This window comes from uncultured Pseudoteredinibacter sp. (assembly GCF_947500695.1).
Taxonomy (GTDB): domain Bacteria; phylum Pseudomonadota; class Gammaproteobacteria; order Pseudomonadales; family Cellvibrionaceae; genus Pseudoteredinibacter.
Map to the genome: position 1 here is coordinate 357,809 of NZ_CANMSS010000001.1, position 15,533 is coordinate 373,341.

Consider the following 15,533-nt stretch of genomic DNA (forward strand, 5'->3'; position numbering starts at 1 on the left):
GCTCACCCATAAAGCAATACTCAATGTCCAGCGGTTGGTGGCCTTGCTCAGCAAGTGCATTTTTACCAAGAATCGACGCCAGCTATATAAGGACGCTAGGGAGATACAATGTCCGAAACACCTAAAATTATCTACACCCTTACTGATGAGGCGCCTGCGTTGGCGACTTATTCCCTTCTACCTATCGTACAGGCTTTCGCAGAAAAGGCTGGCGTAGAAGTAGAAACTCGCGACATTTCACTGGCTGGTCGCATCATTGCTACCATGTCAGATTACCTACCTGCGAAATTGCGCCAAAACGATGCCTTGGCAGAGCTGGGCGATCTAGCTGAAACTTCTGAGGCCAATATTGTTAAGCTGCCTAATATTTCAGCATCTATCCCGCAGTTAACAGCGGCTATTAAAGAGCTTCAGGTAAAGGGTTACCCATTACCGGACTACCCGGAAGAGCCGGCAGATGCTGAGCAGGAAAAGATTAAGTCTTTGTACGACAAGGTAAAAGGTAGTGCCGTAAACCCTGTACTGCGTGAAGGTAACTCTGACCGTCGTGCGGCGGCGTCTGTTAAGGCTTATGCTAAAAAGAACAGTCATCGCATGGGTAAGTGGACCGCCGATTCAAAATCTCACGTAGCCCATATGAGTCACGGTGACTTCTACGGCAGCGAAAAGTCCCATGTGTCTGAATTTAAAGGTAATGTTGTCATCAAATATGTTGGTGATGATGGCATTGTTAAAGTCTTGCGTAAGAAGACTCCAGTTTTGGTGGGTGAGGTTCTAGATTGTGCGGTTATGAATCGCCAGGCTTTGCGTGCTTTCTTGGCTGGTCAGATTGAAGAAGCTAAGCAAGATGAAATTCTGCTGTCTTTGCACCTTAAAGCAACCATGATGAAGGTTTCTGACCCAATCATGTTCGGCCATATGGTTCATGAGTTCTATCAGCCAGTCTTTGATAAATATGAAACATTATTAGAGAACTTGGGTGTAGATCCAAATAACGGTATTGGCGACCTTTATAATAAGATCAAAGACTTGCGTCCACATCAGCAAGAAGCTATTCGTGCTGATATCGAAGCTTTGTACAAGAACCGTCCAGAATTGGCTATGGTCAACTCTGATAAGGGAATCACTAACTTGCATGTACCTAGTGACATCATTGTAGATGCTTCTATGCCTGCCATGATTCGTGATTCAGGTAAGATGTGGGGCCCTGATGGTGAGTTGCACGACACTAAAGCGGTTATCCCAGATCGCTGCTATGCCGGTGTTTATCAGTCAGTAATTGAAGATTGTAAGGCTAATGGTGCTTTTGATCCTTCAACTATGGGTAGTGTGTCAAACGTCGGTTTGATGGCTAAGAAAGCTGAAGAGTATGGCTCTCATAACAAAACCTTCCTTGCGCCAGGTCGTGGCCGTATCATGGTTGTTGATCCTAAGGGCAATATCCTGATGGAACAGGAAGTAGAGCAGGGCGACATCTTCCGTATGTGTAAAGTGAAAGATGCCCCGATTCGTGACTGGGTTAAGTTGGCTGTTAACCGTGCTCGTGCCAGCGGCAGTCCAGCTGTTTTCTGGTTGGATGAAAACAGAGCTCATGACAGTAACTTAATTGCTAAGGTTAACAAGTACCTAGAAGAGCATGACACCGATGGCTTGGCCATTCATATCATGTCTCCAGTTGACGCCACTAAGTTCTCTTTAGAGCGAATTCGTCGTGGCCAAGATACCATTTCTGTAACAGGTAACGTATTGCGTGATTACCTTACGGATCTATACCCAATTCTAGAGCTTGGCACCAGTGCCAAGATGCTTTCTATCGTACCATTGATGAATGGGGGTGGCCTGTTTGAAACAGGTGCCGGTGGTTCAGCGCCTAAGCACGTTCAGCAGTTTGTTGAAGAAGGTCACTTGCGTTGGGATTCATTGGGTGAATTCCTAGCCTTATCTGAGTCTTTTGCACACTTAGCGCATGCCTTTGATATGAAGAAAGCTCAGGTTTTGGCTGATACTTTAGACAAGGCGAACGGTGTGTTTCTGGATGAAAACAAGTCTCCATCTCGTAAGGTTAAAGAGTTGGATAACCGCGGCAGTCATTTCTACTTATGCATGTACTGGGCGCAAGCTTTGGCTGAGCAAACTGAGGATGCCGAGCTGCAGGCTGCATTTGCACCTTTGGCTAAGACATTATCTGATAATGAGGCGGCCATTGTAGCGCAGCTAAATGACATTCAAGGTGATGAAATTGATTTGGGTGGTTACTTCCGCATGGATGATGATAAGGCTTCCGCGGCGATGCGTCCTAGTGAGCTGTTTAATAATGCTTTAGCAGCGCTATAAGATAAGTTGCGAGGCGTGAAAAAGGGGCTTAGGCCCCTTTTTTGTGCCAGAAAAAAGCGTGAGCAACGTTTTTAGGCTGATAAGCTCAATAAGCTGGCGGAGTTTAGATGGCTTGCATTAGTGGATGAATGAGGGGTGTGCGAATGCGCCCAGCTGTGGAGTAGGGACTTGATTGGGCTCAAGTTAGACACGAGCTGGCAACGTCAGCCGCCAGCTGGCCATTGGCTTAAGCTTCCTGCAGATTTTGTTCGGTTTTGCTTTGGCTGGATTTATCGCATTCGGCTAATCGTATATTGATAGCGTGCATTCCCTTATCGCCTTTGGCGGTATCAAAAGTGACCGCTTGTCCAGCTTTCAAGGTTCTATATCCATCCATATCAATGGCTGAATAGTGTGCAAATAAATCACCCGAACCTTCGTCCGGCAAAATAAACCCATAACCCTTGGCGTTATTAAACCATTTCACGGTACCCGTAGACATGGCGTATTTCCCTTAACTGTCGTTTTATTATAAGTAAGTGTTGAACATCCGTTTCAAGAGTAGGGCTCATTATGATGCTATTAATTTAAACTTCTTAATGAGTTTTAAATTAAACTTCAAGTTATTCCATTACAAATACGCTCCCCACTCTTGGCTAGTTATAACAATTGAGTGCGAGAAGTCAAGACAATTGGCATCGGATATAACTGCAGGATGGGTTACAATATAAATATTAGTTGGAATACGTCTAAAGAAAGTAATTAATCATTATGAGTGAACGAATTTTCCCAGATGTTAAGTTGTCGTCTAGAGATTCCGGCGATGATTTACACTGGAGTGGTGGTACGGTATTAGAAAGAGCTAAGCCGAAACTGAAAAAGCCTCCAATGTACAAGGTTATCATGTTGAATGATGACTACACCCCCATGGATTTCGTGGTCGAAGTGCTGTGTAACTTTTTTCGACTTGACCCTGAAAGTGCTACGCGTGTGATGCTAAAGGTTCATACTGAAGGCAGCGCTGTTTGTGGGGTTTATACTAGAGATATCGCTGAAACCAAATCGGCACAGGTCAACCAGTATTCACAGGATAATGAACACCCGCTATGGTGTGAAATAGAGCCTGATGATAGTGATGATGAGGAAGATAACCCTTAAGTATTTCTAAAGTTACTTTTGGCAATGTGACATTGTAGGTGCCAAAATTTTACTTAGGCAAATGTTGAAAGCGTCGACCGTTTGTCTTAAGTTGGAATGCAAATGGTGAAATTGAACTTTTGGTTTATTAAAAAATGATAGTAAAGGCAGTTAAATAACTCTGCCACTTATAAAGAACCAAATTGCTTTGCTTGTTAGGGCGTAAACCTATAGGGCGGGGAGTTTTGCTACTTTTTAATGGTGCAGTGGGCAGAATACTCATAGGAATATAAGGGTATTTAAAAATGTCGATATTATGGCTTTAAACCTAGTCGACACTCAGGCTGTACTTTGATGGAGCATTGTGATGCTTAGTAAAGAATTAGAATCAACCTTAAATACCGCCTTCAAAGGCGCTAGAAACAAACGTCATGAGTTTATGACGGTAGAACACTTGTTGCTTGCGCTTATAGATAATGAGTCTGCGGCGGTGGTTCTTAGAGCTTGTGGTGCTGATTTGGAAGCACTCAAAAAAGATCTTGTCGAGTTTGTAGATTCGACCACTCCTCTAATTCCAGAAAATGACGAAGAGCGAGAAACTCAGCCGACTCTGGGTTTTCAGCGTGTGTTACAGCGGGCTGTTTTTCATGTTCAATCTTCCGGTAATGATGAGGTTACCGGCGCCAATGTTTTGGTTGCTATCTTTAGCGAGCAAGAAAGTCAGGCGGTGTATTACTTAAAGCAGCAAAATATTGCGCGAATCGATGTCGTGAACTATATCACTCATGGCATATCGAAAATGGCTGGTCAATCCATGGAAAGTGAACAAGGACAAAGTTCAGAGGAAAGTGAATCAGAGGGGGCGGCTAGTAGTCCATTGGAATCCTATGCCAGTAATCTTAATGAGCAGGCTAAAGCAGGAAAAATCGACCCCTTGATCGGTAGGGCTGAAGAACTTGAGCGCGTGGCTCAAATTCTTTCTCGTCGTCGTAAAAATAATCCTTTGCTTGTTGGTGAGTCTGGTGTTGGTAAGACGGCAATTGCTGAGGGTTTAGCAAGGCGTATTGTTGATGGCGAAGTGCCTGAAGTGTTAGCCGATAGCGTTGTTTATTCTTTAGATCTTGGAGCTTTGTTGGCTGGCACCAAATATCGTGGTGATTTTGAAAAGCGCTTAAAGGGGCTGCTGGCTGAGCTTAAGCGACGCGAAGGTGCAATTTTATTCATTGATGAAATCCACACTATTATTGGCGCCGGTGCGGCTTCAGGTGGTGTGATGGACGCTTCTAATTTGCTAAAGCCTTTACTTAGTTCTGGTGAGTTGCGTTGCATGGGCTCCACAACATTCACCGAATACCGTGGCATCTTTGAAAAGGATCGAGCCTTATCCAGGCGTTTCCAAAAAGTTGACGTGAATGAGCCATCAATTGATGAGACTTATAGAATTCTCAAGGGGCTAAAGGCAAGCTTTGAAGAGCATCATGGTTTGCGTTACTCCGATAAGGCTTTGCTTACAGCTTCGAAATTAGCTGCGCGATATATCTCAGATAAATTTATGCCAGATAAGGCCATTGATGTAGTTGATGAGGCGGGCGCATTTCAACAGTTGCAGCCTGAAAGTAAGCGCAAGAAATTAATTGGTGTTGGAGATATTGAATCCGTTATCGCTAAAATTGCGCGAGTTCCTCCAAAAACTATTTCAACATCTGATAAAGCACAGCTGCAGGAATTGGAAAAGAATCTTAAACTTACGGTCTTTGGTCAAGATGAAGCTATTATGGATTTGGCCACGGCGATCAAGCTTTCGCGCGCAGGTTTGGGCACGCCAGATAAGCCTATCGGCTCCTTTTTGTTTGCTGGCCCTACGGGTGTCGGTAAGACAGAATTATGCCGTCAGTTATCAAAGGCAATGGGCGTTGAGCTGATTCGTTTTGATATGTCGGAATATATGGAGCGCCATACGGTTTCGCGTTTGATTGGTGCCCCCCCGGGTTATGTTGGGTTTGATCAAGGTGGCTTGTTAACTGAGGCGGTAACCAAGAATCCGCACAGTGTCGTTCTGCTTGATGAAATCGAAAAAGCGCACCCAGAGGTCTTTAACTTGCTGCTACAGGTAATGGATCACGGTACTTTGACAGATAACAATGGCCGCAAGGCTGATTTTAGAAATGTTATTTTAATCATGACCACCAACGCCGGTGCTGAGGATATGGGTAGGGCCTCTATGGGCTTTACAAAGCAGGATCATACCACTGACGGTATGGAAGCCATTAAGAAGCTGTTTACCCCAGAGTTTAGAAACCGTTTGGATTCTATTATCCAGTTTGGTGCCTTGACTCTAGAGGTTATCAAAACCGTGGTTGATAAGTTTTTGGTTGAGCTCCAAGTTCAATTGGATGAGAAACGCGTCCAGTTAGAGGCCAGTGAAGAAGCTCGTCAATGGCTGGCTGAAAACGGCTATGACGAAAAAATGGGCGCTCGCCCAATGGCGAGACTGATTCGTGAAAAAGTTAAAAAGCCTTTAGCTGAAGCAATTTTGTTTGGCGGCTTGTCTCAGGCTGGCGGTACTGCTTATCTTGAGGTGGATGGTGATCAGTTGAAAGTGCGCCTAGAAGAAGAGCGTGTACAAGAGGTAAGTGAGTAGATCTGATAGAGAAATATAAAGCTGGATAGCAGTGTTTTTGCTTCCGGCTTTAATCTTATTTATTGCGCGCTTTAATCGAGTCTGATATCGCTTAAGCTTTAAAAATTACGCCCATAAAAAAACTCCAGCTGAAAGGCTGGAGTTTTTTTATGGGTATTCGATTAGCGAGCTCGGTAGGTAATACGGCCTTTGCTTAAATCGTATGGGGTAAGCTCAACTTTTACCTTATCGCCGGTTAAAATGCGGATGTAGTTTTTACGCATTTTACCTGAAATGTGTGCGGTAACCACGTGCCCGTTTTCTAGCTCAACACGAAAGGTGGTGTTGGGCAGGGTATCAATTACGGTACCTTCTAACTCAATATTGTCTTCTTTTGCCATTCGGCCTTTTCCTCGATCTCTTCAAACGATGGGCTAATAGGCAAGAGCCCCTAAAAAAGAAGGCGGCATTTTGCACTAAAACGCGGGATTATCCAAGAGCTTATTGAGTTTAAGGGGCTATTCGTCAAGATTTAGCGCTTGCCAGCCATCTTCGTCGAGTAATTCTAGGGGCTGGTAATCGGTTTTGTAGTTCATTTTTCTACAATCCTCTACCCAGTAGCCTAGGTATAAGTAGCGCAGGCCCAACTCTTTGCAGCGCTCTATTTGGCTAAGAATGCAGAATCGACCAAGGCTGCGTTGTTCTAGCTCTGGATCGAAAAAAGTGTATACCGCAGAAATATGATCATCCAGCTCGTCACTAACTGCTACCGCGATAACCTTGCCGCTTGAATCGCTGAATTCGTAAAAGCGAGTACTAGGGTGCCCGCTGGCCAGAAAGCTAACAAATTGTGAGCGTGATGGAGGGTACATATCACCACCCCTGTGGCGCTGCTCTATATAACGCTGATAAAGCGGGTAGTGACGCTCAAGGCTTAGACGATTAATCACTTTCATGCTTAAGTCACTATTGCGCTTTAGGCAACGTTTCTGGCCTCGATTAGGGGTAAACTGGTGTACGGGTACGCGCACAGACACACAGGCCTGGCAATCGTCACAGTTGGGGCGGTAGAAGTGATTACCACTACGTCGAAAGCCAAATTCTGATAGGCGTTGATAAGAGTCCACATCTAAGGTTGCATCAGGGTCTACAAAAACAGTAGTCGCGGTTTTATCCTGCAAATAACTGCATTGATGCGGTGGTGTGGCGTATAAGCGAATCTCTGACATAAAGCTTTGTTAACCTCAAACTTGTCCTCATTTAACCACAGTGCTGCGGTCAACCCAACCAAGAAACTGACAGTTCGTCACTCTGTTTGGCAAAAGTGTCAAAATTCAGACAAGTGGAGGCCCTTGGGGAAGTTTGAGTTTGTCGGTCGATTAACTAGCTTTGCCAAGCGGGCTTCAAAGTCGCTACGTTCGAGCTCCACGCTACCTAAGCTTTCCAAGTGTGAGTTGCTGACTTGGCAATCAATTAGCGCGATACCCATGGCCTTTGATATCTGGCATAGACTGGCAAAAGCAAATTTAGAGGCATTGCTTTGCCGGCTAAACATCGATTCACCAAAAAACACTGAGCCAATACGCAATCCATACAGACCGCCAACTAGGCTGCCTTCGTGCCAGGTCTCAACACTGTGTGCGTGGCCCAGCTCATGCAGCTGTAGATAGGCATCCAGCATCTCTTCGGTAATCCAAGTGCCTTCGTCTTCGGCCCTTGGAGCAGCGCAATGCTCCATAACTTCGCTAAAAGCGGTATTAAAACGTATTTCCTGTCCGCTTCGGCGAATATGCTTACGTAAGCTTCGCGAAATATGTTCTTCGCCAGGAATGATGACGGCTCTTGGTGAGGGGGACCACCATAGAATAGGCTGGCTATCGCCGAACCATGGGAAGATACCTTGCCGGTAAGCCGCTAATAGAGTGTCTGGGTCCAGTTCGCCGCCAGCGGCTAATAAGCCGTTGGGGTCTTCAAGTGCTTGGCTGGTAGGGGGGAACTGGCTGCTGCCGGGCAGCAGCCAAGGAAGCTCGATCACTGTTGGATTATTGCTCGTCCAAATAGCGTTCGGCGTCTAGCGCAGCCATACAGCCAGAACCGGCCGAGGTTACTGCTTGACGATAAATGTGGTCTGCCACATCACCGGCAGCGAATACGCCAGGAATAGAGGTTTGGGTGGCATTACCCGTCAAGCCACTTTGCACCTTGATGTAGCCACCTGCCATGTCTAGCTGGCCTTCAAAAATGTTGGTGTTTGGCTTGTGGCCGATGGCAATGAATACGCCAGCGACATCAATATCCTGCTCTTGCTCGTCTGTAGTGCTCTTGAGTCTAAGGCCGGTCACGCCACTATCATCACCCAGTACTTCTTCTAGGGTGTGGTTCCACATTAAGGTAACGTTACCGTTTTTAGCTTTTTCCAATAGGCGGTCTTGCAAGATCTTTTCGCTGCGCAAGCTGTCGCGACGGTGAATCAGGACAACTTCCTTGGCAATATTAGAAAGGTATAGTGCCTCTTCAACAGCGGTATTACCTCCACCTACAACCGCCACTTTCTGATCGCGGTAAAAGAATCCGTCACAGGTTGCGCAAGCGCTCACGCCACGCCCCATAAAGGTTTGCTCGGAATCTAGGCCTAGGTACTGAGCCGATGCGCCAGTTGAAATGATTAATGCGTCACAACTGTAGGTATTGGTGCCTTTCAAAATGAATGGGTGCTGATCGAGCTGGGTCTCATGAATATGGTCAAAGATAATTTCGGTATCAAAACGCTCGGCGTGTTGTTGCATTTGCACCATTAAATCCGGGCCTTGCAACTCAGCAATACCACCTGGCCAGTTTTCCACTTCGGTGGTGGTTGTTAATTGGCCACCTTGCTGCATGCCAGTGATCACAACTGGGTTTAGATTGGCGCGGGCTGCATAAATAGCGGCCGTATAGCCGGCAGGACCCGAACCTAAAATGATCAATTTATGGTGTTGAATATCGCTCATGCTGCATCCTAAATCTGAAACGGGTGATCAGGCCAAATTGGCGCTGAGTAAAAAGCGCTAATCATAGCGGCTTAAGGGAAGGAAGGCCAAATAGAAATCGCAAATCATAAGGATAGTATGGCGCTATCTAATATGGCGTCGTGCGGCGTATCAAGTTCCACTCGCTTAAAGCCGGGTGGCTTCCATAAACTACTGTTCAAATATACAATCCTGCTTTGGATTTAACTATTGGAAGACTGTTTTGACAAAAGCCGCACAGCGTAGTGATCAAAATTCCAGCAATGATGCTATAGATGCTCAGCAGCGTTTATTTAGGCTGTTAAGAGAAGGCGCTTTAATTGGGCTGATACTGCTTTGTGCCTTCTTGTTACTGTCCCTGTTTTCTTATAGTCCAGCCGATCCAGGCTGGTCCCGCACCGGGCTTGGCGATGACATTAGCAATACCGGAGGGCCAACCGGCGCCTGGTTAGCGGATGTGTTTTTTACCTTGTTTGGTTATATTGCTTACGTCTTTCCAATGTTGCTCTTATACCGCATTTGGAAAATTCTTAAGGACAAGCAGCGTAATTTTGATTGGGTATTGTTATCACTGCGTAGTGTGGGCTTAGCTTTGGTAATGGCCGGAGGTACCGGCATCGCTGCTCTAAACTTTGCATCGGAACTTTCAGCTTTGCCATTTTCAAATGGCGGGATATTAGGTGCCTCAGTTTCTGGTTCATCTTTAGCGGCCTTTGGCTTTGTTGGTGCGACTTTGCTAATGGTGGCGATTTTTCTTTTTGGTATGACCATTTATGCCGATATTTCGTGGCTAGGGGTTATGGACGAAACTGGGCGTTTAACCATAAATGCCTACCGTAGGGCTCAAGAAAAATTTCAGCATTGGCAGGAAAATCGAATCCAGCAACAACAAGTTGAAGAGGTTGTCGAAAAAAGGCGTCAAGCGGTGGCTGAAAGCATTAAAGTGGAAGCGGAGAGGGTTCCTCCCATTATTAGTGAGCCCGTTAAAAAAGCTAAGCCTGTCAGCAAGCGTGTAGAACAAGAAAGACAGGTTCCATTGTTCGATGCCCCTGTAAGTGGTGAGCTGCCACCTTTCAATTTACTGGATCCAGCCGACCCACCAAGTGATAAGGGCTATTCAAAAGAAAACTTAGAAGCCTTATCACGCTTGCTTGAGCTTAAACTGAAAGATTTTAATATTGTTGCCGAAGTGGTTTCGGTGTTACCCGGGCCGGTAGTTACTCGCTTTGAGTTACAACCTGCACCGGGTGTAAAAGCCAGCCGTATTACTAATTTGGCCAAAGACTTGGCTCGTTCTTTGGCGGTTATAAGTGTGCGAGTAGTCGAAGTTATTCCAGGTAAATCTGTAGTGGGTATCGAAATACCCAATGAGCACCGAGAAATGGTTCGTTTGCGCGAAGTGCTAGAAGCGCCTGCCTATGAAGATTCCCGTTCACCTTTAACGGTTGCACTTGGTCATGATATTTCAGGCCAAGCCGTGGTGGCCGATATCGCTAAGATGCCTCACCTATTGGTGGCTGGTACAACCGGTTCCGGTAAGTCGGTGGGTGTAAACGTAATGCTTTTGAGCTTGCTTTACAAATCAACTCCCAAAGAAGTTCGCTTAATCTTGGTCGATCCTAAGATGTTAGAGCTTTCAATTTATGAAGGCATTCCGCATTTGTTGACTCCCGTTATTACCGACATGAACGATGCCTCTAATGGTTTGCGTTGGAGTGTTGGTGAAATGGAGCGTCGTTATAAACTAATGGCTGCCGTTGGTGTTAGAAACCTGGCGGGCTTTAATCGCAAAGTTGAAGAGGCAATCAAAGCGGGTGAGCCGATGCCGGATCCGCTGTGGGTACCCGAAGAGAATTTTGAAGCTGGCCACGAACAGGCTCCAGCGCCAACGCTTGAGCCTTTGCCGGCAATTGTGATTGTGATCGATGAATTTGCTGACATGATGATGATCGTGGGTAAAAAAGTTGAGCAATTGATTGCGCGTATTGCACAAAAAGCGCGTGCTGCTGGTATTCATTTGGTGTTGGCGACCCAGCGACCTTCTGTTGATGTTATTACCGGCTTAATTAAAGCTAACGTTCCTTCTCGTATGGCCTTCCAGGTTTCTTCGAAGATTGATTCACGTACCATTCTGGATCAAGGCGGTGCAGAGCAGCTTTTAGGACATGGTGATATGTTGTACTTGCCGCCGGGCACCAGCGTTCCTACCCGTGTGCATGGGGCATTTGTCGATGATCACGAGGTCCATAAAATCGTATCGGATTGGAGACGCCGTGGTGAGCCCGCTTATATCGACGGAGTGGTCGATGAAAGCACGAATGAAATTCCGGTTCCTGGTTTAGCCACAGAAGGCGAAGAGGGCGGGGCAGATGAGGCTGATGCCTTATATGATGAAGCAGTAGCTTTTGTCACTGAGTCGCGCAAAGCTTCTATCTCCTCTGTGCAGCGTAAGTTACGCATTGGCTACAACCGTGCAGCGCGACTGATCGAAACCATGGAGGCCGCGGGTGTTATCAGTGCGGCAGGGCACAATGGTAGTCGCGAGGTATTGGCTCCGCCTCCACCAAAGCACTAAGGACATGAATTTATGATTCATGTCTCGTTAACCAAAGTTACTGACAATAGAGCGACATATCAGCGCGCTTGGAAGATAACAATGAACAAACAATTAGCCGTAACTCTTGCTTTTTTATTCAGCCTTTTCTTTTTGAATGCGGCCGCCGCTGGAGAAAGTTTGTCGAATACTAACCCCGCCGATGAACTCGCTGATCGCTTGCGAGCCATTAGCAGTTTGAAGGGTAAATTTCAGCAAACCTTGATGGCTGATGATGGAGAATTGTTACAGGAAAGCGCCGGGGATTTTGCTCTAAGTAAAAACGGGCAATACCGCTGGGAAACCACAGAGCCCTTCGCCCAGCTGCTTATTGGCGATAAAGACTCCTTGCTACTATATGACCCTGATTTGGAGCAGCTGAATCGCCGTCGTTTGACGGATTCGGAAAAACAAACTCCGCTATTCATACTGAGTAGCCCGGATTTATCCATTGCTGAGGCTTATCAGGTCAGTAAAAGCGAGGATACTTTTCGATTGCTGCCTAAATCTGTATCTAGCAACTTTGTGAGTATGGATATTAAGTTTGTAGCTGAAGTGTCGGTAGAAATAAGCGTGTTAGACAGTCTTGGTCAGAAGACTGAAATTCGACTCTTAGAACTCGATGTTAATCAAGCTATAGACTCCACAGTATTTGAATTCGAGGCGCCACAAGGTACCGATATTATCGATGAAGGATGATCTATTCTCTCGTGATCAAGAGGCTTATGGGCCTTTGGCGGCGCGAATGCGCCCGCTGTGCTTGGATGATTATGTGGGTCAGGGCCATTTGCTGGCGCCTGGAAAACCCATTAGAGAAGCTATAGAGCGCAACAATCTCCACTCCATGGTCTTGTGGGGGCCGCCTGGTGTCGGTAAGACTACTTTGGCCAAAATGCTGGCCGAGCTGAATGATGCACACTTTGAAACCTTGTCGGCGGTTTTAGCGGGCGTCAAAGATATTCGCAACGCCATAGAAAAGGCCAGGCAAGTAGCGGTTAGTTCCGGCCGTAAAACTATTCTTTTTGTTGACGAAGTGCACCGCTTCAACAAGGCTCAGCAAGATGCTTTTTTGCCCTTTGTAGAGGATGGTACTGTCATCTTTATTGGGGCTACCACTGAGAACCCGTCTTTTGAGTTGAACAACGCCTTACTATCGAGAAGTCGGGTATATGTTCTAAAAAGCCTTGCCCCTGAAGAAATCTTCCATGCGCTCAGTCGCGCAATGAATGATGAGGAAAGAGGCTTAGCAAAACTCAACATCTCCATCGCTGAAGAGCAGCTGATGACATTGGCGCAAGCTGCTGATGGCGATGTACGCCGCGCCTTAAACCTTTTAGAGATCGCCAGTGATATTGCTTTGGAATCGGAAGCTGGGTTGATTATTGATCAATCGGTGCTGGAACAGGTGTTGCTCAATGAGACTCGCCGTTTTGATAAGGGGGGTGATCTGTTTTATGAGCAGATCTCTGCTTTACACAAGTCGGTGCGTGGTTCCAGTGTTGACGGTTCACTGTATTGGTTCGCTAGAATGCTTGATGGTGGTTGTGACCCTCTGTATATCGCTCGCCGTGTAGTGCGTATGGCCTCCGAAGATATCGGTAATGCCGATCCAAGGGGTTTGCGATTAGCCTTAGATGCTTGGGAGGTGCAAGAGCGCTTGGGAAGCCCAGAAGGGGAGCTGGCTATCGCTCAAGCCATTGTGTATTTAGCCGCAGCACCAAAAAGTAATGCCGTGTATAATGCCTACAAGCGCGCCCGCGCCGATGTGGCCAGCTCACCCAGTTATGACGTCCCGATGCATTTGCGCAATGCGCCAACCAGCATGATGAAGGATATGGACTACGGTGCCGAATACCGTTATGCCCATAACGAAGAAGATGGCTATGCGGCCGGGGAGCGGTATTTACCTGAGGAAATGGCCGCTAGTCGATACTATGAGCCGGTAAATCGGGGTTTAGAGATTAAAATTGCCCAAAAGCTCCAGCGCCTACGCGAGCGAGATGAAGCTTATTGGGCCGAGCAGCAAGACTAAAACAGCCGTGAAAGCAGCTGTAAGAGAATGCTCGCTAGCTTAAATGATAAATAGAGTGCTTTTAGGAATATGATCAGTCAGTGGGTAGCGGTAGCAGCAGGCGGAAGTTTAGGCGCTTTATGTCGCTATGCTATCGCCAATTATTGGTTGATACCAGTGGCCGGTCGTTTACCCTTGGCGACGATTTTTGTAAATCTTTTAGGCTCAGCATTAATGGGTTTTTTGTATGTGCTGATCGTAGAAGAGCAGTGGTTTAACCCCCAGTGGCGCAATGTGTTGATGGCGGGCTTTTTAGGCGCGTTTACCACTTTTTCTACATTTTCCTTAGAGGCTTTAAGTCTCTGGCAAAATCAAGATCATAGTTTAGCGGTAAGCTATGTTCTATTGAATGTATTGGGAAGCTTGCTGTGTGTCTTTGTGGGTGCACAGCTAGCTATGAAAGTAGTTTAGAAACGTTGTTTAACAATATTTCTGGTATTGTTAAATAATATGGATTTAAAAGTAAGTTTGATCGCAGTAGTGATCGTAAGAAGGTTGATATTATGTTGGACCCGAAAGTCGTTCGTACACAAGCCGAGCAGGTGGCAGAGGCATTAACGAAACGTGGTTACCAGTTGGATGTGGCAACCATCCAAGCCCTAGAAGAAGAGCGTAAAGAGATTCAGGTTAAAACTGAGTCCTTGCAGCAAGAGCGAAATAGCAAATCCAAAAATATTGGTAAGGCTAAAGCACAGGGCCAAGATATAGCGCCTTTATTAAAAGAAGTTGAAGATCTTAAGGGCTCATTGCACGAAGCTGAGCAGCAACTTCATCAAGTTCAGGCTAAGACTGATGAGCTATTAAGCGGTGTGCCTAATATCCCTCATGACAGTGTGCCCGAAGGTAATGACGAAGATGATAATGTCGAAGTTTCTCGCTGGGGTGAGCCACGCGCCTTTGACTTTGAGGTAAAGGATCATGTTGACCTAGGCTCAGAGCTGGGTGGCCTAGATTTTGAAACCGCCAGCAAGCTTACTGGTTCACGTTTCGCTGTGTTACGTGGCGGTGTAGCGCGTTTGCACCGTGCATTGATTCAATTCATGCTGGATGTGCACATTAACGAACATGGCTATGAAGAAATTCAAGTACCGTTTATTGTTAACAAAGAATCTCTATACGGAACCGGTCAGCTGCCTAAGTTTGAAGAAGATCTATTTAAATTACGCGATGAGCGCGAATTTTATCTGATTCCGACTGCTGAAGTACCAGTAACGAATGTTTATCGCGATGAAATTGTATCCGATGCCGCGCAATTGCCGATTCGCCTCACTTGTCACACTCCATGTTTTCGAAGTGAAGCGGGCAGCCATGGGCGCGATACTCGCGGCATGATTCGTCAACACCAGTTTGAAAAGGTAGAGCTAGTACAGTTCACAACACCAGAACAGTCAGAGCAGGCTCTTGAAGAGTTAACGGGCCATGCTGAAGCGATCTTGCAAAAGCTTGGCCTGCCTTATCGTAAGGTGATTCTATGCGGCGGTGACATCGGCTTTTCGGCGGCGAAAACTTATGACTTGGAAGTCTGGGTTCCTAGCCAAGAGAAATACCGTGAGATTTCATCTTGCAGCTTGTTTAACGATTTTCAGGCTCGCCGCATGAAGGCTCGTTTCCGCAATGCTGACGGTAAGCCTCAGTTATTACATACGCTAAACGGTTCAGGCTTGGCGATTGGCCGCACCTTGTTGGCCATTATGGAAAACTATCAAAACGAAGATGGCACCATTACCGTGCCTGAAGCCTTACGCAATTATTGCGGTGGCCTGGAGCGAATTTCAGCCTCTTAAAGGCTGG

Annotated in this window: 13 protein-coding genes; 8 read left to right on the forward strand and 5 right to left on the reverse strand. The window is 46.3% G+C overall.

The genetic code is table 11. The annotated features are described in order from the left end of the window. Nucleotides 1–108: 108 nt before the first annotated feature. Nucleotides 109–2,334 (forward strand): NADP-dependent isocitrate dehydrogenase, encoded by a 2,226-nt coding sequence (locus Q1A08_RS01300; protein ID WP_299768581.1) that lies wholly within the window; start codon nt 109–111, stop codon nt 2,332–2,334. A gap of 226 nt (nt 2,335–2,560) precedes the next feature. Here the strand turns inward: Q1A08_RS01300 and cspD are convergent, their stop codons facing one another. Continuing rightward, on the reverse strand, nt 2,561–2,815 hold the full coding sequence (gene cspD / locus Q1A08_RS01305; protein WP_299768584.1) for a cold shock domain-containing protein CspD: 255 nt from the start codon (nt 2,813–2,815) through the stop codon (nt 2,561–2,563). 269 nt (nt 2,816–3,084) lie between these two features. On the opposite strand from cspD, the gene clpS reads away from it, so the two are divergent. Continuing rightward, complete coding sequence (gene clpS, locus Q1A08_RS01310) at nt 3,085–3,471, forward strand: ATP-dependent Clp protease adapter ClpS (RefSeq protein ID WP_299768587.1); 387 nt, start codon at nt 3,085–3,087, stop codon at nt 3,469–3,471. A 346-nt stretch (nt 3,472–3,817) separates the two neighbouring features. Beyond that, entirely contained in the window at nt 3,818–6,091 is a 2,274-nt protein-coding gene (gene clpA / locus Q1A08_RS01315) for an ATP-dependent Clp protease ATP-binding subunit ClpA (RefSeq protein ID WP_299768589.1), read from the forward strand. 161 nt (nt 6,092–6,252) lie between these two features. Here clpA and infA read toward each other — a convergent pair whose 3' ends face one another. From infA to trxB, 4 genes are all read right to left on the reverse strand, one after another. Next, a complete protein-coding gene (gene infA, locus Q1A08_RS01320) occupies nt 6,253–6,471 on the reverse strand; it encodes a translation initiation factor IF-1 (protein ID WP_166844410.1) in 219 nt (72 codons plus the stop codon). Between the two features lie 117 nt (nt 6,472–6,588). After that, entirely contained in the window at nt 6,589–7,299 is a 711-nt protein-coding gene (locus tag Q1A08_RS01325; RefSeq protein WP_299768594.1) for an arginyltransferase, read from the reverse strand. A 98-nt stretch (nt 7,300–7,397) separates the two neighbouring features. Continuing rightward, nucleotides 7,398–8,105 carry a leucyl/phenylalanyl-tRNA--protein transferase gene (gene aat / locus Q1A08_RS01330; protein WP_299768597.1) on the reverse strand — a complete coding sequence of 236 codons (708 nt, stop codon included), beginning with the start codon at nt 8,103–8,105 and terminating at the stop codon, nt 7,398–7,400. 7 nt (nt 8,106–8,112) lie between these two features. Beyond that, on the reverse strand, nt 8,113–9,060 hold the full coding sequence (gene trxB, locus Q1A08_RS01335; protein ID WP_299768600.1) for a thioredoxin-disulfide reductase: 948 nt from the start codon (nt 9,058–9,060) through the stop codon (nt 8,113–8,115). Between the two features lie 289 nt (nt 9,061–9,349). Between trxB and Q1A08_RS01340 the strand changes: the two genes are divergently transcribed. The 5 genes from Q1A08_RS01340 (at nt 9,350) to serS (ending at nt 15,526) form a co-directional block, all read left to right on the forward strand. Further along, nucleotides 9,350–11,653, forward strand: a complete 2,304-nt coding sequence (locus Q1A08_RS01340; protein ID WP_299769897.1) for a DNA translocase FtsK — start codon at nt 9,350–9,352, stop codon at nt 11,651–11,653. Between the two features lie 81 nt (nt 11,654–11,734). After that, on the forward strand, nt 11,735–12,370 hold the full coding sequence (gene lolA, locus Q1A08_RS01345) for an outer membrane lipoprotein chaperone LolA (RefSeq protein ID WP_299768602.1): 636 nt from the start codon (nt 11,735–11,737) through the stop codon (nt 12,368–12,370). Continuing rightward, nucleotides 12,360–13,703, forward strand: coding sequence for a replication-associated recombination protein A (locus Q1A08_RS01350; protein ID WP_299768605.1), 1,344 nt, complete (start codon nt 12,360–12,362; stop codon nt 13,701–13,703). Before lolA ends, Q1A08_RS01350 begins: the two co-directional genes overlap by 11 nt. Before the next feature lie 69 nt (nt 13,704–13,772). Then, nucleotides 13,773–14,153 carry a fluoride efflux transporter CrcB gene (crcB, locus tag Q1A08_RS01355; RefSeq protein WP_299768607.1) on the forward strand — a complete coding sequence of 127 codons (381 nt, stop codon included), beginning with the start codon at nt 13,773–13,775 and terminating at the stop codon, nt 14,151–14,153. Nucleotides 14,154–14,245: 92 nt separating this feature from the next. Next, complete coding sequence (serS, locus tag Q1A08_RS01360) at nt 14,246–15,526, forward strand: serine--tRNA ligase (RefSeq protein ID WP_299768610.1); 1,281 nt, start codon at nt 14,246–14,248, stop codon at nt 15,524–15,526. Nucleotides 15,527–15,533 lie beyond the last annotated feature (7 nt).